Below are 22,033 nucleotides of genomic sequence, written 5' to 3' on the forward strand. Positions count from 1 at the left end.
TTGAACTATTACCAATATAAATCATTCTTAAAAACCTGTCTAAACATAAACTTGCTGATCTTTAAATATAATCTAAATATTTTCATATTTATTTTTTATTGGGTATAAAAAAGACTCAGCCAGTACCTGGTTGAGCCTTTCACATCTACTCTAATTCAAACTGGTCAACGAAAAATCTCTGCCGACCAGTTGTGGTTAGCAGAGATTTCTGTTTTATTTGAGCATTCACTTACCTCAAACGTTAAGGATTTTTTAATATTTAATTATAGCTGATCCTGCTTTAGCCCACTCTTTTGATTCTAATTGAATCCATCCATATACTTTTGAATCAGAGTTGATCTTTTGTTTTATCAGAGAAAGGTTCTCATAGCTACTGGAACCGTAAAGACTCCCTGTTTTTGGTGCAATTTTTACTGATAACGTATTTTCTATACTCGGTGTATTTTCATCACTTGTCCAGACCAAACGATTATAATAATTAGCATTAAAAGGATTTTCCAAACCATTAATTGAAAATTTCACTCTTTTCCCTGTAACTGATACATCTGTATATGCCGTGTCATCTTTAAATATTACTGATTGTGATAAAACTATTTCTTGATTTGTGAAATTTTTGTAAGTGTCAAGCGTTACAGTTGCTGCATCTGCAGAAGCTGACAACGGAGCAATAACTGAAAACAAGAGAGCGATTGTGGAAAAACATAAAGTAGCTTTCCTTCCTAATTTCATTCTCATTTTTTTGTCCTCTCCTTCTTTTAATACTCATTAATAAACATACAGCTTAATGACTGTCAAAGTAAGGGGAGCTTTGTCTGACATGAAAAATACACATTTGATTAAGTCTCCTTTTTCGCGTCCACTCTAAATTCAAACTGCTCACGAAAGAAATAAGATCCGTTAATCTTAATTAACTCCGGTGTAATCTTCTCCAACTGCGCCCGTAGTCCACAATATCTATCAAATCCTCACCCAACGGTTGTATTACACCAAAGCCACTAAACTTGGTGATATATACAAAAAAATTCAATAAACAATATTTTTCACCCTAACTAAAGAAAAGGGCATCAGTGTCTGATGCCCTTTCAATTTGCAGCAGTTTCAAAAATTTAAGATTATGCGGTCCATTACAGATAAAGTGATTATTTCTGAAAGTACTTTGTTCCATTACTCGCAATGACGTCTTTGTACCAATGAAAACTTTTCTTTCTAATTCTTCTAAGCGTGCCAGAACCGTCATTGTTTTTGTCCACATAGATGTAACCATACCGCTTCTTCATTTCGCCGGTACCGTTACTCACAAGATCAATCGGCCCCCAACTTGTGTACCCTATAATATCAACCCCATCTTTTATTGCTTCAGCAATCTCTGCAAAGTGAAGATCCAAATACGAGATGCGGTAATCGTCTTCAATGGTATCGTTGTCCATAAGAGTATCTTGCGCACCAAGTCCGTTCTCAACGATTCATTACTTCCCAGTAATCTTCCGGATTGCTACTGTATGGATACACATTTCCAGCCGCCAACATACATCCCATCATGGCGTTAGGAATAATTTCATGACAAGCCTTGACTGCTAGTGCACTTGCAACCAGTTCATGATGCGCTGCTTGATACAGAACTTGTTGTTTGTCCTCGCCTTCTTCAAAAATAATGCCCGCTCCTGTATAAGGAAGATGCAATAACATATTAATTTCATTGAATGTCATCCAGTATTTCACTTTATTTTTATAGCGTTCAAACAGTGTTTTAGAGTATTTTTCAAATAGTTTAATCATGATTCGGTTTTTCCAGCCGCCATACGTTTTCGCCAAGTTCACGGGTAAATCAAAGTGACAAATCGTAACGACAGGCTCAATATTGTACTTCAGAAGTTCATCAAACACGTCATCGTAAAATTGCAATCCTGCTTCATTTGGAGTTATATCGTCACCATTGGGAAAGATACGGGCCCAGGAGATCGACATTCGAAATGATTTGAAACCCATTTCAGCAAAAAGCGCGATATCCTCTTTATAACGATGATAAAAATCGATAGCTTCATGTGAAGGATAAAACTCGCCTTCCTCGGGTACAAATGAATTTAAGTTGCCAGTCGAAACCTGATTACGTTTGGGCCCCGTCGGCATCAAATCAATGGTCGTCAGTCCCTTACCATCAGCCAGGTAAGCTCCCTCAATTTGATTCGCAGCTGTAGCTCCACCCCACAGAAAATTATCCGGGAATTTAGTGATTTCATTAAACATTTCCACGTACCTCCCTATTTTTTATACATATACTTTGATTAAATGTTCTTTTTCATTAACCATGTCATTTTTGGTCCCTACAATGACATCACCGACCTGAACACGATCACCATCCTTAACAAATGCATTGAAATGCTGACCTTTTAACTGAACCGTATCTTGTCCGATATGAATGAGTATTTCTACCCCGTCATCACTAATGAGACCAATGGCATGTTTAGTACGGTAAATCGTTTGTACAATGCCGTTCACTGGGGAAACGACACGTTCATTCGTGGGGCGGATGGCTATTCCTTTACCCATATGTTCCCCTGCAAAAGTCTCGTCTTTAATATCTTGGAGTCTAACAACAGTACCGGTCATCGGACTAACAATTTCAAATGGTTGGTCATTCAATTGACTTATGTTGGGAATGGGTTCTTGTTTGTCGCCCATATTTGTTGACATTGTTTCTGTTGGATCTTTAAAACCAATGAAGTAGATCAAGACAATTGATACGTCCCAGATGTTTCAGTAATCCAACCGAAAGACAAAAACAGTTCATTGAATCCTTTAATCATTCCTGTCGCAGCCATTCCGTTTTGGACAATCCTTCGTCCTTCAATTGAAAGCGCAATCGTGTTACACAATGAACAATGCTGGTAACGCTTTCAATACCGCCAACTCGAGACAAAATCTCCTTGGCCAACTGGTCATAGTTCATGAATACTCTTCCTCTCTGGCTGTGACTTTGCATCAAAATAACTGAATAGCTGCCCCGTGCATAGATCTTAGGCAACATCACCATGCTGGAAGTTTAGCGATCCAGGTTTTGCCCTGCGACGGTTAAATCCTGTAAGGCTGTGTTAGCGATTTCCGATTTGTCACAGGCCTCAAATTTTGTGAAAGTTAGCTGAAAGTACGTCTTTTCTGGCCAGAAATGGTATTGCCTGATTGAACAGTCACAATCCAGTTGATGTACAAGCTCCCTTTGCGGACAATAATAAAACACTCTTTTTTGAAAATGCAAGGTTTTTTTCTCTGGAATTTAACTTGTAGAGAGGAATTCACATGAACATTCTTACATTTCATATATGAAGTAATTTTGGCCCAAATATTTAAAAAATAATTTGGGCTTGATTGCTATTTAATCACATTACTTTGTATTTAACTGTTACTGTCGCTTTGACCTACTTTAGATTTCATCCTGATTCTCTCCGAATCAGATTATTGACAAGAACAAACCTTTGCTTTTATACTGATACCGAAATGAACGAAATACTAAAACCCGATGGATGTGGATTTTTCTAGAGAGTCATCTCTATTTTCGCCACACGAATGCCTTTACGCATTTGTGTGGCTTTTTTGTATTCAAAAAAGGAGGATTGTTCATGAAGTTGTGGCATTATGCAGTTATTGTTTTCTTGGGAGGTTGTTGTTACGGCATACTTTCCACATTTGTTAAACTGGCATATAGCGCTGGTTTTTCAACACCAGAGGTAACTGGTGTGCAGTATTTCTTTGGTGCAGTTTTGAGTTGGATGTTTGTAATTTTTGTAAAAAAGAAAAACCTTACGTACAAGCAGGTTACAAAACTCCTTCTATCCGGAATTCCATTTGGACTGACAGGTATGTTTTATTATCAATCGCTACAGACCATAAATGCTTCCCTAGCTATCGTCCTTTTATTTCAGTTTGTTTGGATTGGGACACTATACGAATGGGTTCTCCAGAAGAAAAAACCAACCAGGGGTAAACTTATCTCGATTGGAATACTGCTCATCGGCTCGGTTTTGGCGGCAAACATTTTTTCTCAAGGTGATCTCTCACTCTCGTGGCAAGGAACGATTTGGGGGCTATTGGCTGCTTCAACATTCGCTTTATTTGTTTTCCTCAGTGGTGCTGTTGCGAAAGAAACTTCGCCCACACTGAAAAGCGCCCTTCTTTCAACCGGAGCTGTTATTACTGTTTTTGTGGTATTTCCGCCAACCTTCTTATTTAACCTCGATGTGCTGGCAGGATTGAGTCCTTTTGGATTAGTCCTCGGGGTGTTCGGAGTTGTGCTGCCTCCGCTTTTGTACTCCATAGGTATGCCACATATTGGGTCAGGAATGGGTACAATTATGACTGCATCTGAATTACCCATGGCCGTTATTATGTCTTCTCTTGTATTAGGAGAATTTGTAGGCTGGTCTCAATGGATCGGTGTTATCATCATTTTATGTGGCATCGCATTTAGCAACATAAGACACAGAGGATCAAAACCACAGACTTTAGTGAAGAAGAACACAGCATAACAAGATATCTATAATTTTAATGGGTTAGATGGACAATGATTTCAGAATAAGATTTGAAGCATTTACAACGCTGTGTAAAATGCGGGGGCTTATAACGCTCATCCCAGATTTCAAAATCATAGTCTTAGAAGATTCACCCGCTCTGTTCAAACAAAAAAGGACCTATCGGTCCTTTTTGAATATATGGCTAACCTGTTTTTCATGTTTGAAAGGTTAAATTTTTTTTCGCAGGATTAGATTCCTCAGTTTCAAATATAGCTCCCCAAATTTTCCAAACTCGTATGTTTTCTGTTTTTATTATCAAGCATAATCAAATTATCTTTAGGCTGGTTAAGCCCCTCTTTTAGACTCTTAGCCTCATTATAATGCTAAATGAAAGTTGCTTCGATGAAGTGAAGCTCGTTAAATATTCTGTTCTTGTCATTTTTGTAAACTTCAAAGATTTGTTCAATATTTGGAAAGTATACATCATCATTTTCTGTTAATTCGATAGTCCTTGGGATTCGCTTGTTTAAATCATGGATTGCTTCAGGTATACGCCAGATCCATGTATTCTTGCCGATCCCGGTTTCCTTTTCTAAGAGAAGATAAGTAAGTTAATGGTCTAGAGGAAAAACGAGGCAAAGCAAAAGGGCCAGGCATCGGCAGACCTCGAACACGACCCGAATATCCGGAGGTCAAGCTGAAACGCCTCGAAGCGGAAAATGAAATGCTAAAAAGGCTCTTGCAAATGTGAAAGGAGGAATGGATGCTGTACCCAAGAGTAAAAAGTTTGCGGTGATCCAAGAATTGCTTAGTAAGGGACATAGCATCGTGCTACTATGGTAAGAAAGTAGCCTACGTTGTTTCTGGCAATCATCTGAACCGGGAGTTTAAGGCTGACCAGCCGAATCAAAAGTGGGTAACGGACATCACTTACCTCATGTTCAATGAACAGAGACTCTCCTTTCCGCGATTCAGGATCTTCTTAACAACGTAATGGTTGCCTACCAGATCAGCCGCAGAAAGATTTGAGCCTGGTGTTAGATACGGTGAAAAAGGCAAGGAAGCGACAGGACGCGCGAGGTCTTACTGCATAGCGACCAAGGATTTCAATATACCTCTCGCCTCAGCTCAACAGGTGGAGCATGCCATCCAGAAGTATATCCATTTCTACAACCATGAACGCTTTCAAGAGAAACTAAACAACCTGACTCCTTATGAGTACAGGACTCAGGCTGCTTAATTATTGCTTTTTGATAGCTGTCTGCTTGACAGGGGTCACTTCATGATTGCGGATGCTTCTTAATTTACTTTGCGAAGAAACCAAGATCAGATAGCGACTTGATGCAATGCCTAAACTTTAGGCCAATCGACCTCGGCCCGTTCTTCTGTAGCTTCCCATTTTTCGCGACCAATCGAAAAAGAAAATTTATATTGATTGCCGCTCATGAGTTGTCGTTTCTGACGGATCAAAGCAATAGTTCCTATTTTGTCACAACAAAAAAAGAAGGTAGGAAAAGTTTCCTGACCTTCTTAGCATCCATATTTCTATGTCTGAATAATATCATTGCTTTTTACCATGTTACTACGGATTTTCCATTTTAACTTTAAAGATAGGCTTTGGAGTAGTGGTAATGTTTAATGGATCTTATTACTACCACTACGTTCTCTTGCCATGCTACACAATCCCCCCCATAAATACGTCTGCTTACTATGAGTGTAATTAGACAAACTGACGATATGAAATCGTACAGTCTTTTCTAAAGCGGCTACATATAATGTTCTATATATCATTAAGAATGGCTTAAATAGTCAACTTTAATATAGTAAGAGTAGTATTGGTAAAGTTATGAAGTTGGGCTGGGGTTGCATTTGCATTTACTAATTGAATAGTTGTAGGAACGACCCCTACAGTAATAATGACTTCTGCCGAAGTTGGTCCGCCACCGTTACCCGTGAAAGGTACTGGGGTAACAGGGAATCCATTTACGGTAAGGTTAAAGTCAGCATTGCCTTGGTTATGAATTGTAAAATCTATTAGATAGCTCCCCGTTTCGTTGATTGTTATCGTTGGAGATGGAGGAGTGAAAGTAAATGCACCACCAACATTAGCCAAAACTCCAGTAAAGGTAATTGGTGAGTTACCCGGAACTGTGTCGGTTCCCGTACCAGGATCTGCTCGGAAAACACTTAAGAAGTCTGATATCCCGGCGCCAGCAGGCCCTGCTGCCCCCGTTGCTCCTGCTGGTCCTACCGCCCCTACCGTTCCCGCTGGTCCTGCTGGTCCTATCGCTCCTGCCGGTCCCACTGGTCCTGCTGGACCTACTGCTCCTGCTGGTCCTGTTGGTCCAGGAATTCCTTGAAAACCTTGTAGCCCTTGCTGGCCTTGAGCGCCTGGAACTCCCTGTGGACCCGGCAGTCCCTGTGGTCCCTGAGGTCCTTGAGGTCCTTGAGGTCCTTGAGGTCCTCGGATCCCTTTAACAATAACTTTCGGTAAAACTTTGACTTTTTTAACTACACATCTTCTAAATTTTCTCCGATGCATTTTCTTTTGCCAATAATAATGTCGAAACATATTTAATGATCACCTCCAAAGTCTAGTCAAAGTAGTTTATTGTGCAATTAACCAAAAAGATTGGGCTGTTGACTTCATCTTGGGAAAATAGGCATAGGTCTGACTCTATCGTGTTAGCATTATTACAGCTCATCCTTCTGAAGCTTATATCCAGTTCAATCAACCGATCCAGATTCTGCACTATCTGCATTTTTATATTTCTAGCCTGTAGGTCTTTGACCCACTGAGCTATACCAGCCTTAACAATCTTTCGGTACTATACCATTGATCAAGGATACCCTCGACGAACTCTATTTCGCGCTGTAGTAGTGTCTCTTGCTATTCGTTGTCTGTCCCATTGTCATTGGGGAGACGTTCACACGTCTCCCTTTTTATTTATACTAGGCAGAATATACACAAACTTGTGAACCATCTGCGGTTACATTAATATAGTGAATGCTACGTTAAACAACGGTTTTATATATGGGGGAGAATAAATAACAATGGTTAACAAAGAAATATCTTCTGGTGACCAAAATTCATGGACAGCATCTGATAAGATTCATACCGACCTGCTTGCCGCTAAAGTTTCAGTTTATAATCCACGCAATTTTAAATGTACTGGACCAATTCCAGAAAAACAAAACTCTGACTATGGGGCCTACTTCTTTAATTTAAATGCCCACTCTATACGATTCCGTATTGCAAAGACAACTCCAAAAAAGATCGGGCAATTTGTGACTATATATAAGAGAATTGGGGATGGACCAATACAACCCTATGACGTATCAGATCCAATCGACTTTTTGGTTATTAGTGCACGTAAAGACAGTAGCTTGGGGCAATTGTATTCCCAAAATCCATTCTGATTAAACATAAAATATTATCTAACAAAGGTGAAGGTGGTAAAAGAGCAATACGTATTTATCCACCATGGGACACGCCTACAAGCCTTCAGGCTCAAAAAACTCAGACATGGCAGTTAAAGTATTTTCTTAACATACCTGTAAACGAACCAATAGACATTTCTCGTGCAAACGTACTTTACGATTTAGAATAATGTGTTGCAACATTAGAAAGACGTACCGGCTCCATGCCGGTTGCCTGCTGATATCGCATTTTAATCACATCACAAAATACCGGGTCCAGTTCCATGGTCCTGCAACAGCGGTCAAGCTAATCACAGGCCATAAGGGTAGAGCCGCTGCCGCCAAAGAAATTGACAACTACGCCACTAAGCTGGCTACTATTCATAATGGGAATAGCTAGTAGATCAAGGGGCATCTGAGTGGGGTGAACATACTTATTTACATTGCCCCGTGAAACTTCCCATACTGTCCTAGGCAGCGGTTCCTCAACAGGAAGACCAGCCTTCCATACCGTTGTCTGTGTCCGATCACCGTATCAGGTTGGAGCCTTGCTTTTCAGATGAGCGTAAAAGACCGCCTCATGCTTAAAATGCTACTGTGCCCAACCAAAGGAACCGGCATTCGCATCCTCAAAATCACGTTGGTATGAAGATGGATGAAATACATAGATTGCTGCTGTAAGTTGCATGATTACAGCGTAAGTTTCTTAGTAGAAACAAAAGCCTGATGAACAAGTGTCATCAGGCTTTGCTAAAATCAGGACGGCTGCTTTGGTTTAAATAGAGAGCGGTATTATGGTAAAGAAATATTTGAAAAGTTAAAGACAGGAGAACATATTTATAAGGGTTTAACGTACATATTTTTAGAATATTAAAAAAAATATAAATCGCAAATATTGGATTTTGGTACACAACTTTATTGTATATCGCACAGGGGAAAATAATTGTAGTTGACTCGCTAGTACACAACTTTATTGTTCGAAGAAAACTCCATAAAATAAGTTTTAGACTGACCTTAGAAATTAGAACAGCGACAACCAAGGATGAAAAAATAAAGGTCCTAGACTGTCGCTGTTCCATTAAACTAACGTGTCCCGTTAGTTCAATACCAATCCCATTCCGAGTAATGGTGATTATTAGCCCTGTTAGAGCCTCGCGAACGTGATGTAATCGACTTGGGCAGGCTCTGCCGATTCGATCCGAAGTGCCCGGTTGATCTGCCCCCGGTGATATTGCCCATGTAAGAGGACCTGCGACAGGATGTCCCGGACGGACGTTCGGAACGGAACCCCGCTCTGGTTCGCATAGTCGATCATCTCGTCCAACTCGGATTCCTCGAACCCTTCGATATAGACGCGATATTGCTCGGCGTTTTCTTCGAACATCGTCCGGATCGCCGTCAGGTCTTCCGCTTCCTCCCACAACGAATATTGCGCGCTGCCCTTGCCCTGCAATCGGGACAGCCAGACTCGTTCCGCGACCGCGACATGCCGAACCAGCTTCAGAAGGTCCTTGTTCTTCACCTCACTCTTCTCAAGCACGTCCAAGATGCGTTCGTCCGCCCAGTACAGGTGGTCCATCATGCACTTGATCGTCTTCATTTCGGTTCCCCCCTCTTCGTTTCATCGATTACTTGAACCTACTGTTATTCGTTAGTTTAATCATTTGAATGAACTAAAACAACCTTTTTTGGATGAATTCCTTGTTGCTGTAACACTTCCAAGGAGAAACGTACATTTTCAAAGGTATTAGTTGCTTTATCTTCTTTAAGTAATGATTCTGAAGGTACTCCTAACGCTACCCCGACATTTTTTAGAAACTCCCATTCGGTTGTTTCTACATGAAGGGTCGTACCACCAGAAGGTAGAATAAATTGAGCGATACCGCTATGGTACAATGTTGCGACTCTTTCCATTAATTGTGGATGACTTGCTTCTGGAATTAATATAATGTCTGACTGTTCCAACTCCGTTTAGAAAAACATAAAATTACTAATACATTCAAAGGGGAATGACATATGAAGAACTCCTCAGTATTAACGCCTCTGGAATCCGGTATTTTCGAAGTATTCAAAGACTATCTATTCTCTTTTTGGTTAAATTTTCCTGACCGTTAGCTTAATGAAACATCGTAAGACTATTACTTTATTTTCTTCTGACACCTCAATAAAGACCGCAAAGGCTTAAGCCCTTACGGTCTAATTTAATTCTGGCATCCTAAGTCCGATTTCACCTTCCTTGTTGCGGCCCCGACCATAGTCAATAACCACAAAATCCAAAGTCCGATTAATTTTAAGACTGTTTGCTATATTTACAATCGCTCGTCGTCGTTTAACTGCAAATGTCGTGGCTGAGATACTAGGCACATCTTTTCTGTATCCCTTCTCCATATACTGCTGGGCCTTGAGGTATTTTTTACCGTCTATGAACAGCAGCTTAGCAGCAAGTCCCTCGTGTGGATCCCTCATGTTGTTTACGGCGAAGCGGACATTGTTTGTGATGAATTGATAGAATTTGTAATTCATATGCCGTTTGTCCTTTAGGATTACAGCGTTTGCTGTTACACCTGCCGTTAACTCCTGACCTGACTCTCGTTTTGCAATTGCCCCCTCGGCGGAAAGTAACTCATACGCATACATTCCGTTTTCAATCTACTGGAGAGCAAACTCATAGTTTTTGATCACCTCGATCATATCAACATACTTACTAAGAAGCCACTTTGTTTTTCGAATATCTTCCTGCTCAATGTCCGAAAAAAAGTTTACCTGGATTATCTTTTGTGTATCAGAAGACTCATCTTCAAGACTATTAACTATACACATTTGATCGTCATTCATCGTTTATCATTCCTTTATATAATGTGATAATTTGGTGAAATCGTTATTTTTGGTAGATATATGTAAATCAAAACACTATAATTACCTTACACCATAGTTTGCATACGAAGAAAACAAACTAAGGAGGCTTTACTTTTGAGAAAATCTATTATTGCTTTGGCTGCTGGCACAGTTCTTCTTGGGGCATTGTCTGTACCGTCTTTAGGTTTTGCAGAACAAGCCCCAACTTCAGCAAATATTTCTTCTCAGTCACCATATGATCCGCCTCAAGGGAACAAAAAATGGGTAAGTGGCATCAGAGGTGCAACAGTTAAAGAGGATATGAAATCGACAGTTCCAACTCAAAAATTTTACATGACAGGAGGATTTGGAGGAAATATTAATTTATATAAATGGCAACAAAAAGGCAACAACAAAGTATGCCCATTATATCAAGGCTACATTTACAAAATATTCCCTTAATAATAAAACTAACTTTAAAGTAAGCACTTTTTTTCAAAGGTGCTTACTTTTTTCATCGTTATTATTTGCCATATTTAATCCTCACCTCGCTTGCCGGCACAGTCTCAATCAACATATACCTATCTACTTGTAATACACCTATAAACAACAGTACAGCAGCTAATATAGTGGTATATGCGCGTATCATGTGGCATCCTCCTTGACCGCCGCATTCGCAAACACTTTAGATAACTCGATATTAATACACGCTTTGCCCTCTGCGTTCGGTGCATTAAAATAATCAGTCCACAGCTGGAAGGCTTTCATGAGTGACCCGTTTAGTCTGGCTATCTCTGCATCCTTTGTTGTATTAGGGATTCAGATTCCTTTTGAGTATCGACGAGTACCTTTATGTTTCCTTTCAATAATTTCATTTTCGGTGTTCGAAAAATACAACCGTTTTTCTATATCATCTACCCAACTTTTTTCTTTTTCGGCTTCCAGTATCCAGTAATCCATTCGCTTTTCCCAGTCTGGTTTATCTGTCATTGTTGTTCCTCCCCCAGCATTCGTCGTCTTCATCGTCTCCTATAAGATGTTCTGAGCAGCACGGACATAGACGATTGTAACAATCCTCGCATCGCCAAGTAGCCCGCGATTCAGGAGAATCCATCGCTTTCCACTCACTATAGGTTAATCTTCATCGCGATTGTTTCCCGTCGTATGAGTACCACAGTGTATGCATTCTCCTGTCACCCAATCGTCGTCTTCGAAATTTCAGTTCTTCTTCTTTTCGATCAATCTCTATATGCAGTTCTGACCAAAATAATCCTTCTGCCAAAATGCGAAAATCTTCTCCTTGCAAGTCTTCTGTGTCTTCTTGTTTTTCCTTTTCTGATTTGATCAAGTCCATGATCGAATATTCGTGTCCGTCTTGGAAGAAGCGACGCAGTCCGCTTCCTGCTCATTATTCACTACGATTTTCATCTATATATTCTCCCTTTGGTGCCGTGTGACCGACACCCTGTATAGGCTTAATATTCAAATCACGATATCTTATCCCATGTTCAATGGGGCTGCTGCCTAATTCTTCATGTTCATCATCACATTCCCGACAGCAAGCAAACTCCCCATCGTATAACCTGCCTGTAAGTTTTTCTCTAGCTTCGCTTATCGGCTTTCCGCAGTTGGCACATCTGGACTTACCATCTTGTTTAATAGCCGATATCGGCCACAGATTCATATCTATCATCCTTCCAACGTTCCTGGGTGAGCGTATTGTATTGGTGGTTACTCCCTACCCCATCCACGTAAAACCGCTCTATGTAGCGTTTGAGGTGTATTACCCCACTGTGCTTATCGCTCATTATAGGTATATTTGTCTAATATCTATGTCAATCAGTTCTAATCCCCCTAATTCTTCTATTTCTTGTGGGGTTATGATCATATTGGGCTTTTCAGACCGAATCTGCGCTCCGATCTCACGCATTCTATTCCCTTCGTATTCTCCTAGATATACCAACTGTCTCACCGCTACTGTTTCATACACTTTGTATTTACTCACGGGTTATCTCTCCTTTGGTATAGGGGATGCATTGTGTCTCTCTCCTTTATGGAAAGTTGCTCCTCCTTCTTGTCCCCTATGGGTTCAAAACTTTTTAATGCAATACTCCAAAATACTTTCATGGCATTGGCTTTGTATAAACGGTCTTCGCATCTTCATATGTCAGGCGAAAATATGCACTTTTCTCATCCCATCCGCCTCGTTTCGTAGCTAACCCTTTAGCAACAAGATCATTCCAAACCGATCGACCGTGTCACAGTAAAAATTGTTTTTGTCGGCTTCATGTTGTAGTTAAGCACAAAGCGTGCTCACACTCTCCAACTGTTTCTCGCTAAGTTCCATCTTGTATCCTTCCTCTCTACCCTTCGGGGCCGATAATGACGCAATACACCGCATTAGCTTAGAGGCATATCCACCAAGCCCTCAACACTGAATATCTTCTGCATAAACTATCAAAAAGGAGATGAGATAATGACTAGATTGTTAGATGCTCGAACATCTCAAAATGCAAGCTATGGTAATACAATCTCAATTCCCTTGCCAGCCAATACTCCTGTAGCCATTGCAGAGCTTGGCTTAGACGTGACGGGCGCTGGGGAAAATATGCGTGTACAATTATCTGGGATTGCTGAGCTTTCATTTCCCACTACTCCACCATTTGACTCCGTTATTGCTATTTCTATTGTTAGAGGCACTCTCGACTCTCCTGTTGCTTATGCCCTTTACTCTGTTAGTGTCTCCGAGGCAAATCCCAACGCTGTGCAGGTCGTCACCATTAATGCTTCCGATTACAATGTCCCTCTACCACCATCAAATGAATTGGTGTATACCTTATATCTATTTTGCACAGCGGATGCCACCCGAATAGGAATAGAAAGTTTTAACGCGGTTGCCTATTCAGATTAAAATTACACCTTCAGATGGAGGGCAAAGCCCTCTTATTTTTCTTCTATCCGTCCTTGAGGGACGATACTTTCCATCTGTCGTTCTTTTTTGGTATAGTTTACTTAAAGGGGCTGATCCAATGGGATTCATGCTTATTCTTATTGCGATTATTTTTTTCTCGCTTGGTATTTTAAGTAAACGAAATCCCACCTGGGGATGGCGTGCAAACGAAGCCTGGAAGATCAAAGGTGACTCAGAACCAAGTGATGCTTACATTGATGACATGAAATTTAGAGGCTCTGTATCGATTCTCTTTGGGTTCTTCTTTTTAACATGTGGACTTTTGGTTATATTCCTGTAAGTTCTACTATCTGTTTTCAATCCTCAAATTACCCACATCCATAAGGCACTTGCTGTTTGGCGGCGACTCCCAAAATGTCACTGCTCACGTTTTCAAAAACAGAAATCTGTCTCCTATCCATAGCTTTCAGCAATCGAACTTCCTTAATCTTCAAAGATCAGTCTGCCGCTGTAGTAAGTAGTAAAAATCATTTTTCTCGCATAGTATTTACTCATCTAACCAGCCCCCTTTAAAGAAGAACAATGTAGAAACTCGACTCATCACTTTGGAGTGTGAGTAGCTTAGAAGAGCCAGTATACCCGAGTGTAATGACTTCGTTTTCTAAGACTTTCAAGGCATCCAACACATATTTTGCATTCAACGTTAGTTTGAAATTTTTTCACAGCCTACGTTTATGCACACATTTCCAAAAATAGAGATGAATAGCATGGAGAAATATGAGTCTTTTACCGAGGGTCTATTTCAATAATATTTTTTGTGGGGAGATTATGGGGGAGAACTAATTAGTCTCAAATGACGGATGGATTACACACACAAAAAAAAATCCCTCAACGCTTAGAGCGCCAAGGGATTCCCATTTTAGTAAAGAGTCAGATATTGATCACGTTCCCATTGATGCACTTGGGTGCGATATATGTGCGGCAGCATCATATTATTTTATCATCCAGTGCTATAACGAACTTCGGAAGAATTTATAAAAACATGTGTTCTTATTATATCATAGCTTATCACAAATCGGGGGGCGTTTGGGGGACAAATTGGGGGACGGAATACAGAACTATTAAAATATCAAAAGGAGCATAGAGATCTTACTGTACGCCTCTATGCTCCTTTTGATATCGCTCTAACAGTTGTAAAAGTAAATGTGTGCTTCCATGTTGGAGCCTCTACATAGATTACAACAGGCGGCTTAATCTCTAATACCTGAATTACGGATTGGGTATAAATTTCAGCGTTCTCCTTTTTTACGTCCCATTTAATCTTTAATCTGTGTGTCTGCATTGATGCACGTCCTTTGTCGTATTTACTGGAGTGCCTCTCAGTGATATAATTTGCACGAATAGATGCCTACTGGAGGATCTCTGATTGAAAATCTCCCGTGGGAGATGCCGACTAAAAATCTTACTCAAAGAACGTCGTATGAAGCAAGTCGATCTTGCTAAACGAACAGGGTACAGCGAACAATTGATCTCAAATTGGGCGAACAATAGAGATAAAATGTCAGCTGATGTAATGTTCAATATTGCGTTTGCTCTTGACTGTCAGGTCGAGGAGCTATACGAACTGATCTATGAGTGAGCCTGCCTGTCGGCTCTCCCTCGGGAAAAACTATGGCTAATCCATAGTTCCGCCTCTTCCTTAAGTTGCTGCGCCCCATGCCCTTTCGCTCTTTTTTTATGTAGCATGTATTATCGGACAAGCACTTCTCTATCCCCTCCTGTTTACTTATATTTAAAGACCACAAGATGATTATACCAATAATCCTACAAATATTATTTTGCCATAACCATACTACTATTAAATCCCAATATTAGGTGTTTTGGCAACAAAAATTCAGCCGCTGAATGTGTTACAAGTTTCGACATTTAAAGACAATAGTTTTCGACAAAAAGAGCCGCTATTTAGTAGCAGCTCCAGTGATAATTATTCTCGAATTCACGAAGCCCATTTCTTCAACTACTTCATCAAACCGATGATGTGAAATTGGGCACCTTTTTGATGTTTTAGTTACATCGCACTCAAAGTAAGCGTCTTTGAAAATGCCATTAACGATTTTTACATTTTCCACATTCAGCGTGTTACTTCTATCTACATTCAAAAATTTGAATCCGTTGCTATTCAGGTAATTTTCCCAATGTCTTAGAGTTCCAATCATGTAATAGGTTTTTTCAAATGTGTGTACTAAAATCTGATTCCTTTTACGCCCTTTAGATATAAAAAGAACCTTATCCACTGGTACGTTTTCGCCATCGATAAAACCTTCAGGGTCTGCTGATGCAGTTAAATTTAGCATTTCAATTCCCCACTTTATTTTAACAATTCTTTCGGTGGCTCTGGACTATGAATCCACGACAGGCTTGCTGTGCTTACAGATGCAACTGCAAGAGTTGTGAGGACTGCTGCAACATTGTAATACATACCAGCTTTCACTTTACTCAGTTTGGTTTTCTTCATTTTTCACACCTCCTTCTATTAGTGTTAAACTCTGAACAAAAAAACTAGCGGCTACTACCGGACTAGCCAACCACAAATTAAGGGTAACAATTGCAACTCCTATACACTTTAGCAATGGGTAATATCGTCTTGGTATACGAGTCCTTCCTTCTATCCGTGATGGGGCATAGATTAAGACCAGTATCATACTTAATATCGACGTAATTATGACCCAATTGTAGTTAAAATTTGCAAAAGATAAAGCGGTAAGCAAAACCGTTGATACAACTATGCATGTTAGATTACTCTTTAAATGCATCCCCCCTACAACCTGGCGGAGTAAAGAAAAAGAAATCATTGCCACTATAGCTTCTAGGACCTTACCCGTGAAAAACGAAATTCCAATAGTTAATAAAATGATGGAAACTGTGTTGATCACAACGGCTATACCATGTTTTAAAACATTCACAGATGCCGGATGATCGGGGACAACAGTTTTGATGTGCTTTGCAATATCAAGGGCGATGGAGTCAAGGTTTTTTATAATATTCACGTTCCGTTCTTAGCGCATAATATAAAAACATGGCAGAAGCCAAAGCTATAAATAAAATACTCAGAAAGAAATTGTTGAAGTAAAACATAAATGTACAAGATGCTAGTACCCCGACTATCAAGATAACAACAAGTACGTGTTCCCACCTAAAACGAAGGTTTTCATAATCTGCTGTAAAGCCTATCTTAAACTTATACAAAAACCACGAAATGGCTAATACCCATGCACTGGTTACCGCTTGAGCCAACGATCCCTCTGCTGAGGTCTGCATTTCTGTTGTCAAGGTTCCAAAGAGTATCAATATAATTACTGCTTGGAATAACGTATACAGAAACGTGCCTGTAATGGAGATAATAGCTGCCCAAATAATAGGCATCCTTACAACAGTAGTAATCAACAAAGTGAACAATATAATGTTAATGGTAGGAGCAAAAAAAGCTAAGGATGTTTCTTCCCTTAAAATGAAACTTTGTAAGTTCATTATTAATCCAATAAACAACGCAGGCCATACATAGTCTAAAGCCCTAACCCTGAAAATAGTTAACATTAAAACAAACGCTGCAAATGTTTCTACAGTCGAAAAAAGCAAGAACCTCATAGGCTCCCACATAACACATAACCCCTTCACATAATTGGTAACAAATATGCTTTAATTCTATATTTGTTACTTGTTAGAGGCAATCCAATTACCATGTTAAATGGAAGTATTTATGTATTATGTGAGGTAATTATTTTTAGCTTGTCGAAACAATATCCTCTAGCTTAATCCAACTAAAATCATCTTCCCCACGAGATAGCTTTACTTCGCGTCTAGCCGTGTTGATTACTGTTATCACACCAGTCATGACCTCATCGTCAAACGGGCTAAATACAGTCACGCTGACAGGCTGGCGTGAGTTGTAGGACTCTATTAGCGCCTGCTCAATGAGTTGCACTTCCTGATCGTCCAATTCCGGTTTCCCACGGCGCTGGCGATCCTGCATGAGCTTTAAATAAGCCTCTTTATGTTCTGGTATGATGATCCGCGAACTTTCCCATAAACCATTACCCTCAAGTTTCTTTCCCATGTATGTAGCCTCCTGATGTATTATGTAACGATTATATTACGAACATTTGTTCCTAACAAGTTTTTTTATCCTTCCCTATAAAACTTTTGTACTAGAAAAATATTCCTAGGTCTGATAGACTAAATACAAATATTTACTTATGTAGGGGTGGGAGCGAGATGGGGGCTAAAAATCGTGTGATCGCGGGAGATTACAACGGTAAAATGATTTCGCAGAATTTCGGAATGGTAATGTTATCTACAGGCCTTTTTTCGTCTTTTAATTTGGATAAGGAAACGATTGAAAAATATGAAGTTATGGACGAAACGCATACAAAGAGTGCAGCCAGCGCAGTAGGTAGAGGCTTAGTTGGAGGTTTCTTACTTGGCCCAGTAGGATTGCTTGCCGGTCTTTCTGCTAAACAAATAGGGGTCCATACGATTGCCCTACAGTTTAAAGATGGAAAACGCAGCCTTATTGAAGTTGATGAAAAAATATATAAAACGTTAATCAAAAAATGCTTCTGAAAAACCAAAAAGCTCTGCCGACCAGTTAAGGTTAGCAGAGCTTTTTCCTGGTGTTTGAAGTAACCAGAGGCTAAAAACACCCGTCTACCGATGGTGCAGATTTAGTTAACGCCCTACCCGAGCAGGCTGTTTAATTTTAGGGAAGAAAGTCCGAAACTTAGTTTGATCTTCATCTGCTCTAAAAACAGCCAAATCATATTTCTCTTTGTTTAATTCCATGGGAATACTTTCCCGACCGTCGAAAAATGCAGCCGTACCAAGTGCAAGTAGCCCTTCAGTGCTGGTTCCAACAAAAAAACCACCTTTCTTTTTGTGTAGAACCGTTTTATTACCAGCAGAATCAACCTCTTCATAATTGTATTTAATGGTTATAACCTCAGCCAGGTGTGACTGTTCAACGCGAACAACTTCAACTGTTTTTAAGTAACGAATTGCATCCTTAACATGAGTCACCTCAAAAGGACCATCATTAATATAGTAATGGTACCAAAAGTGATGACCATTTAGATCATTTGCTTTTTGTTCGCCCATAAAGATATGTTCAAAAGCTGATGTACTATTTCGTCGATACTGTCCAAACCAAATGCCTTTTAGTTGTTCCAACCACTCTTCATCTGAAGTGCGGTTACTTATAATTCCTTTTTCCAGAGCATAATCACGCACAATCTTCATCGGTGGGGTTTTAATACTAAATTCAAGCAACTCACGAATTTCATTTTCTTCCTCCTCAGTAACAGGATCATTTTCTCTTTCATGCCAATCATAATTATTGTGAAATTTCTGGAATATATTGTACGATGCCATTTTTTCTTCTGGAATAGTGACATTTGTGAGTACATTCACTTCTCTATCCCGTTCGCCCCTTCCTCCTCTGCCTGAGAGAGGATTCATATCCACAATTACATAGCCTTTTTCATCGTTTCGCTCCGAATCGCTGACACCCTTAATTAATGGGAGAACACCATTACCATCCATGTCAGCTTGCCATATTTCCTCAAACAACATACTTCTTTTCCTCCTCTTGGAATCATAATGTAATAACGTGATTTATTATTATCATTCCACGCTTTTTTATTATTACCTATTTATTACACTTATTCACTTTTTATACTTCTATTCAACAGTGGATCTAATTGTTTTAAATGGCCCTAAAGGTCTGTAATCCGGTCGGTATTTTCTAAGATTAATTTTAGTATGTTTCCACGAAGCTGGTTGATTACTGCCGCCACCTCTTCTCGGGTTATTGCCGCGCCTGGACGAGTTCCATCAAAGTAACCATTCTTGGTCATTTCCTCCCATACGTCCGCTGCCCATGGGCTAACCTTGTTAATGTCTCTCTTTAAACCCATCGGAAAATTGCCTAAATAAAAAAGCTCTGCCGACCAATTAAGGTTAGCACAGCTTTTTACTACTTAACGATAAATTCAACTTTTGTTCCGTCTGCATATTCATCCAGCTTGTGCCCTACCCACGATCCAGCTCCACGGTTATCCTTCGGGCTTATGTACTTTATATTTGCACCCTCTCCACCTTCTGAGCACATAGCCATAGGCCACTCGTCGCGATCCTTGCCCTTCTTTGTGGGTACACCCTTTAGGGACAGGTCACGGTTATGGTCGGCTCCTTCGCGGTCTATGGTGCATACTGGTGACTTCCCGGATGCTATAGCCTCTTTTATGTGCCGGGCTGTCTCGGGATAGCGATCTGACGGAAACTCCAGCTTAATCGTGTCTGCCGATACCTGTGTTACTGGAACGGCTACAGGGTCGCTCTTAGTGGTCTTTACAACGTCTTGTTGTACACTGCATCCAGCTAATAGGACTGTTATCAACACGGTAAATATCCATCTAAACATATGTGTTCCTCCCCCTATAAAACAGAAAAATACCCCAGCAGGGTGTCACTGATGCTTCTATATAATATCGTTCTTTCTAAAAATGCACATAACAAAATGCTAAATAGGCATTTACTCCTATATGAAATTTACATTTTATTCTTCATAATTGCAAATATAGTTAAGATATGACAGGGGGTTGGCTCTCTAATGAGGAATTAATTAGATTTAGTAACATAATCAGTAAGAATTGAGACACTGCTTTGCCGCTTCAGACAGTGACGTGGCTTACTACACTACGTATCTGTTCAGTTACGATGATTTTAGAGTAAATAATAACCCGGTTGATAAATAGACCTGCCTTTTAAAAACAGGATAAAAAAACAACTAGATATCTAATGCGGGAACAACTTGAGAGGATGAAATTAAATGAGAAATAAATGGTTTTCAATTTTATTAATGGCAATGATTACTTTAGTCACCATTCTTCCTAGTTATCCTGAAACAGTTTCGGCAGATACCTACCATGTAGGCCAAACGTGGGAAGTTAAAGATGGAGGTACGTCTTACACCTTTGACCTAGGAGATCCTGGAGTTCCGCGAGACATGTATAGCATAAAGAGTGTTTACAATGCGAAAACAGAAAATACTGGAGATCGTCCTGAGTGGGTTTCCCTGTACTATTCTCAGGATGGAGTAAAATGGTACTTAGAGGATTCGACACCGTTGTATTATGATAGATATGATGGTGTTTACACTATTCCTTGGACAATATACAAGAGTAAACACCCAGAAGTGAGCCATATCCGGTACGTTAAGATAGAAGCTGACTCATGGCAGGTGTCTATCAAAAACATTCGCTTAGAAGTAGTGGACAGATCTGTAGCTAACTAGTACATGTTTAATTGTCTGATGACGAAAAGTAGCGTTCAGTGTTTCAGTACACTATTAAAAACGGTTGCTGGGCAACTTTAAACATGTCTGAGTGGGCTAGTCAACAACATTAGAGAAAAGTAAAAATAACAGGTGGTTGTACTGTATAATTATAAAAAATATAAAGCGCCTCTTTAAATTCATTGTAAATGATCAAGAGGCGCCTTATTCTCAAGAAAACTGCCAACTAATTCAGCAAATTACTGACCCTACTAATGGTTACGATTATTAAGCTCGTCAGTCCCCGTAACTCCAGCCGACTGCCATCCACACAAGCCTCGGCCAAGATGTACCCAATCACCGCCTAAGATACATCATTTACACCAGTTACTTAATAACCATATTGCTATCCGCTCTAAAAATAATGAGCACAGTAGCGCTTCACGTTTCAGATTATACAACAGTTCTATTGCTCTATTCAGTGGATGTAGGTGCTTTAACAACTTCTGCCGGTGCTGAAATAGGCTCGAATGTAGGTTGAACCTGCGCAGAAGCAACGGTTCCCGCCTCTGCTGTAGCCTGAGCCAAGAAATCATTAAGCTTTGCAGCTAGACCAGATACAGCTTCTTTAGCTGCGGCCTGTGTTACCTCTTCACTTGGCTGTGCTTCGGTAGTCAGTACTGTCTTTGTCTTAGCCTTATACTCCAGATATGCCTTCTCAATTGCAGACCTTAGCTCTACTTGGGACACTACGATACCTTGACTGGAAAGAGTAAGTGAAGCATACTGTAAAGCCTCCTGAAGCTTACGTTCTCCTCCAGCTTCTTTAAATGATGTTTGAGCAAACGCAAAGCCCTCACCAGCAATTTTATGGATTACTTCCCTCTGTGCTGCCGTGGTGCGCGCTTCTAGCCACACGTTAACCTTAGTTTTTAGTTTGTTCAGACCTCCTAAAACAAATGCTGTAAGCACACCCGCAGCGGCTGTGGCGATGGTATTTACGTAAGGTTGCACAGTTTCGATAATTGTTTGCAT

General features: G+C 40.1%; 29 protein-coding genes and 4 pseudogenes. 9 read left to right on the forward strand and 24 right to left on the reverse strand.

Annotation, left to right across the window (positions count from 1 at the left end):
* Positions 1 to 252: 252 nt before the first annotated feature.
* The 4 genes and pseudogenes from ACM1ND_RS14710 to ACM1ND_RS14725 form a co-directional block, all read right to left on the reverse strand.
* Positions 253 to 735 carry a hypothetical protein gene (locus ACM1ND_RS14710; RefSeq protein WP_028541738.1) on the reverse strand — a complete coding sequence of 161 codons (483 nt, stop codon included), beginning with the start codon at positions 733 to 735 and terminating at the stop codon, positions 253 to 255.
* A 404-nt stretch (positions 736 to 1,139) separates the two neighbouring features.
* Positions 1,140 to 2,244: pseudogene (locus tag ACM1ND_RS14715) on the reverse strand (family 1 glycosylhydrolase).
* A 21-nt stretch (positions 2,245 to 2,265) separates the two neighbouring features.
* Positions 2,266 to 2,730 (reverse strand): PTS glucose transporter subunit IIA, encoded by a 465-nt coding sequence (locus ACM1ND_RS14720; protein WP_341062412.1) that lies wholly within the window; start codon positions 2,728 to 2,730, stop codon positions 2,266 to 2,268.
* Between the two features lie 70 nt (positions 2,731 to 2,800).
* Positions 2,801 to 2,947, reverse strand: a complete 147-nt coding sequence (locus ACM1ND_RS14725) for a PTS transporter subunit EIIB (RefSeq protein ID WP_143109556.1) — start codon at positions 2,945 to 2,947, stop codon at positions 2,801 to 2,803.
* 667 nt (positions 2,948 to 3,614) lie between these two features.
* Between ACM1ND_RS14725 and ACM1ND_RS14730 the strand changes: the two genes are divergently transcribed.
* Both ACM1ND_RS14730 and ACM1ND_RS14735 read left to right on the forward strand, forming a co-directional pair.
* Positions 3,615 to 4,520: a DMT family transporter gene (locus ACM1ND_RS14730; RefSeq protein WP_340858472.1), complete on the forward strand. Its 906-nt coding sequence runs from the start codon at positions 3,615 to 3,617 to the stop codon at positions 4,518 to 4,520.
* Between the two features lie 982 nt (positions 4,521 to 5,502).
* Positions 5,503 to 5,745, forward strand: a complete 243-nt coding sequence (locus ACM1ND_RS14735; RefSeq protein WP_081391287.1) for an IS3 family transposase — start codon at positions 5,503 to 5,505, stop codon at positions 5,743 to 5,745.
* A gap of 561 nt (positions 5,746 to 6,306) precedes the next feature.
* Here the strand turns inward: ACM1ND_RS14735 and ACM1ND_RS14740 are convergent.
* On the reverse strand, positions 6,307 to 7,077 hold the full coding sequence (locus ACM1ND_RS14740) for a collagen-like protein (protein WP_418026201.1): 771 nt from the start codon (positions 7,075 to 7,077) through the stop codon (positions 6,307 to 6,309).
* 482 nt (positions 7,078 to 7,559) lie between these two features.
* Here ACM1ND_RS14740 and ACM1ND_RS14745 point away from each other — a divergent pair.
* Positions 7,560 to 8,116, forward strand: a pseudogene (locus ACM1ND_RS14745) (MepB family protein).
* Positions 8,117 to 8,232: 116 nt separating this feature from the next.
* On the opposite strand, the gene ACM1ND_RS14750 reads toward ACM1ND_RS14745, so the two are convergent.
* From ACM1ND_RS14750 to ACM1ND_RS14765, 4 genes and pseudogenes are all read right to left on the reverse strand, one after another.
* Complete coding sequence (locus ACM1ND_RS14750) at positions 8,233 to 8,403, reverse strand: DNA methyltransferase (RefSeq protein WP_418028033.1); 171 nt, start codon at positions 8,401 to 8,403, stop codon at positions 8,233 to 8,235.
* A gap of 666 nt (positions 8,404 to 9,069) precedes the next feature.
* Positions 9,070 to 9,525, reverse strand: a complete 456-nt coding sequence (locus ACM1ND_RS14755) for a DinB family protein (protein ID WP_023989026.1) — start codon at positions 9,523 to 9,525, stop codon at positions 9,070 to 9,072.
* Between the two features lie 56 nt (positions 9,526 to 9,581).
* The gene (locus tag ACM1ND_RS14760; RefSeq protein ID WP_075154283.1) at positions 9,582 to 9,839 is read right to left on the reverse strand and encodes a YdcF family protein; all 258 of its coding nucleotides are present in this window, start codon (positions 9,837 to 9,839) and stop codon (positions 9,582 to 9,584) included.
* A gap of 282 nt (positions 9,840 to 10,121) precedes the next feature.
* Positions 10,122 to 10,760, reverse strand: a pseudogene (locus ACM1ND_RS14765) (hypothetical protein).
* A gap of 135 nt (positions 10,761 to 10,895) precedes the next feature.
* On the opposite strand from ACM1ND_RS14765, the gene ACM1ND_RS14770 reads away from it, so the two are divergent.
* On the forward strand, positions 10,896 to 11,222 hold the full coding sequence (locus ACM1ND_RS14770) for a hypothetical protein (protein WP_023989029.1): 327 nt from the start codon (positions 10,896 to 10,898) through the stop codon (positions 11,220 to 11,222).
* 61 nt (positions 11,223 to 11,283) lie between these two features.
* Here the strand turns inward: ACM1ND_RS14770 and ACM1ND_RS14775 are convergent, their stop codons facing one another.
* The 5 genes from ACM1ND_RS14775 to ACM1ND_RS14795 form a co-directional block, all read right to left on the reverse strand.
* The gene (locus tag ACM1ND_RS14775) at positions 11,284 to 11,409 is read right to left on the reverse strand and encodes a hypothetical protein (protein WP_341057622.1); all 126 of its coding nucleotides are present in this window, start codon (positions 11,407 to 11,409) and stop codon (positions 11,284 to 11,286) included.
* A gap of 170 nt (positions 11,410 to 11,579) precedes the next feature.
* The gene (locus ACM1ND_RS14780; RefSeq protein WP_155613684.1) at positions 11,580 to 11,750 is read right to left on the reverse strand and encodes a hypothetical protein; all 171 of its coding nucleotides are present in this window, start codon (positions 11,748 to 11,750) and stop codon (positions 11,580 to 11,582) included.
* 151 nt (positions 11,751 to 11,901) lie between these two features.
* Positions 11,902 to 12,114: a hypothetical protein gene (locus ACM1ND_RS14785; RefSeq protein WP_028540714.1), complete on the reverse strand. Its 213-nt coding sequence runs from the start codon at positions 12,112 to 12,114 to the stop codon at positions 11,902 to 11,904.
* Positions 12,115 to 12,168: 54 nt separating this feature from the next.
* Positions 12,169 to 12,444 (reverse strand): hypothetical protein, encoded by a 276-nt coding sequence (locus tag ACM1ND_RS14790; protein ID WP_341057621.1) that lies wholly within the window; start codon positions 12,442 to 12,444, stop codon positions 12,169 to 12,171.
* A gap of 123 nt (positions 12,445 to 12,567) precedes the next feature.
* Positions 12,568 to 12,765 carry a hypothetical protein gene (locus ACM1ND_RS14795; RefSeq protein WP_341057619.1) on the reverse strand — a complete coding sequence of 66 codons (198 nt, stop codon included), beginning with the start codon at positions 12,763 to 12,765 and terminating at the stop codon, positions 12,568 to 12,570.
* A 471-nt stretch (positions 12,766 to 13,236) separates the two neighbouring features.
* On the opposite strand from ACM1ND_RS14795, the gene ACM1ND_RS14800 reads away from it, so the two are divergent.
* Together ACM1ND_RS14800 and ACM1ND_RS14805 are read left to right on the forward strand one after the other, a co-directional pair.
* Entirely contained in the window at positions 13,237 to 13,671 is a 435-nt protein-coding gene (locus ACM1ND_RS14800; protein WP_023989036.1) for a hypothetical protein, read from the forward strand.
* Positions 13,655 to 14,011 (forward strand): DUF6199 family natural product biosynthesis protein, encoded by a 357-nt coding sequence (locus ACM1ND_RS14805; protein ID WP_254664506.1) that lies wholly within the window; start codon positions 13,655 to 13,657, stop codon positions 14,009 to 14,011. The genes ACM1ND_RS14800 and ACM1ND_RS14805 overlap by 17 nt, the downstream gene beginning before the upstream one ends.
* A gap of 229 nt (positions 14,012 to 14,240) precedes the next feature.
* Here ACM1ND_RS14805 and ACM1ND_RS14810 read toward each other — a convergent pair.
* Positions 14,241 to 14,375 (reverse strand): annotated as a pseudogene (locus ACM1ND_RS14810) (DNA polymerase III subunit beta); the annotation flags it as partial.
* Between the two features lie 722 nt (positions 14,376 to 15,097).
* Here ACM1ND_RS14810 and ACM1ND_RS14815 point away from each other — a divergent pair.
* Positions 15,098 to 15,310 carry a helix-turn-helix domain-containing protein gene (locus ACM1ND_RS14815; protein ID WP_418026202.1) on the forward strand — a complete coding sequence of 71 codons (213 nt, stop codon included), beginning with the start codon at positions 15,098 to 15,100 and terminating at the stop codon, positions 15,308 to 15,310.
* Between the two features lie 319 nt (positions 15,311 to 15,629).
* On the opposite strand, the gene ACM1ND_RS14820 is transcribed toward ACM1ND_RS14815, so the two are convergent.
* The 5 genes from ACM1ND_RS14820 to ACM1ND_RS14840 all read right to left on the reverse strand — a co-directional run bounded on the left by ACM1ND_RS14820 (position 15,630) and on the right by ACM1ND_RS14840 (position 17,785).
* Positions 15,630 to 16,025, reverse strand: coding sequence for a LytTR family transcriptional regulator DNA-binding domain-containing protein (locus ACM1ND_RS14820; RefSeq protein ID WP_418026203.1), 396 nt, complete (start codon positions 16,023 to 16,025; stop codon positions 15,630 to 15,632).
* Between the two features lie 14 nt (positions 16,026 to 16,039).
* Complete coding sequence (locus tag ACM1ND_RS14825; RefSeq protein WP_153794850.1) at positions 16,040 to 16,186, reverse strand: cyclic lactone autoinducer peptide; 147 nt, start codon at positions 16,184 to 16,186, stop codon at positions 16,040 to 16,042.
* The gene (locus ACM1ND_RS14830; protein WP_418026204.1) at positions 16,164 to 16,718 is read right to left on the reverse strand and encodes an accessory gene regulator ArgB-like protein; all 555 of its coding nucleotides are present in this window, start codon (positions 16,716 to 16,718) and stop codon (positions 16,164 to 16,166) included. Before ACM1ND_RS14830 ends, ACM1ND_RS14825 begins: the two co-directional genes overlap by 23 nt.
* A complete protein-coding gene (locus ACM1ND_RS14835; RefSeq protein WP_418026205.1) occupies positions 16,696 to 17,328 on the reverse strand; it encodes a hypothetical protein in 633 nt (210 codons plus the stop codon). Before ACM1ND_RS14835 ends, ACM1ND_RS14830 begins: the two co-directional genes overlap by 23 nt.
* A 124-nt stretch (positions 17,329 to 17,452) precedes the next feature.
* Positions 17,453 to 17,785: a YolD-like family protein gene (locus ACM1ND_RS14840; protein WP_418026206.1), complete on the reverse strand. Its 333-nt coding sequence runs from the start codon at positions 17,783 to 17,785 to the stop codon at positions 17,453 to 17,455.
* Positions 17,786 to 17,943: 158 nt separating this feature from the next.
* Here ACM1ND_RS14840 and ACM1ND_RS14845 point away from each other — a divergent pair, with 158 nt between their 5' ends.
* Positions 17,944 to 18,291 carry a hypothetical protein gene (locus ACM1ND_RS14845; protein WP_152381849.1) on the forward strand — a complete coding sequence of 116 codons (348 nt, stop codon included), beginning with the start codon at positions 17,944 to 17,946 and terminating at the stop codon, positions 18,289 to 18,291.
* 105 nt (positions 18,292 to 18,396) lie between these two features.
* Here the strand turns inward: ACM1ND_RS14845 and ACM1ND_RS14850 are convergent, their stop codons facing one another.
* From ACM1ND_RS14850 to ACM1ND_RS14860, 3 genes are all read right to left on the reverse strand, one after another.
* Positions 18,397 to 19,296 carry a hypothetical protein gene (locus tag ACM1ND_RS14850; protein ID WP_418026207.1) on the reverse strand — a complete coding sequence of 300 codons (900 nt, stop codon included), beginning with the start codon at positions 19,294 to 19,296 and terminating at the stop codon, positions 18,397 to 18,399.
* A gap of 143 nt (positions 19,297 to 19,439) precedes the next feature.
* Entirely contained in the window at positions 19,440 to 19,640 is a 201-nt protein-coding gene (locus ACM1ND_RS14855) for a hypothetical protein (RefSeq protein ID WP_418026208.1), read from the reverse strand.
* A 59-nt stretch (positions 19,641 to 19,699) separates the two neighbouring features.
* Positions 19,700 to 20,146 (reverse strand): nuclease, encoded by a 447-nt coding sequence (locus ACM1ND_RS14860; RefSeq protein WP_418026209.1) that lies wholly within the window; start codon positions 20,144 to 20,146, stop codon positions 19,700 to 19,702.
* A gap of 408 nt (positions 20,147 to 20,554) precedes the next feature.
* On the opposite strand from ACM1ND_RS14860, the gene ACM1ND_RS14865 reads away from it, so the two are divergent.
* Positions 20,555 to 21,019 (forward strand): hypothetical protein, encoded by a 465-nt coding sequence (locus tag ACM1ND_RS14865; RefSeq protein WP_418026210.1) that lies wholly within the window; start codon positions 20,555 to 20,557, stop codon positions 21,017 to 21,019.
* Positions 21,020 to 21,472: 453 nt separating this feature from the next.
* On the opposite strand, the gene ACM1ND_RS14870 is transcribed toward ACM1ND_RS14865, so the two are convergent.
* A complete protein-coding gene (locus ACM1ND_RS14870; RefSeq protein ID WP_418026211.1) occupies positions 21,473 to 22,033 on the reverse strand; it encodes a phage holin, LLH family in 561 nt (186 codons plus the stop codon).

This window comes from Paenibacillus sp. JJ1722, assembly GCF_048282685.1.
Classification (GTDB): Bacteria; Bacillota; Bacilli; order Paenibacillales; family Paenibacillaceae; genus Paenibacillus; species Paenibacillus polymyxa_B.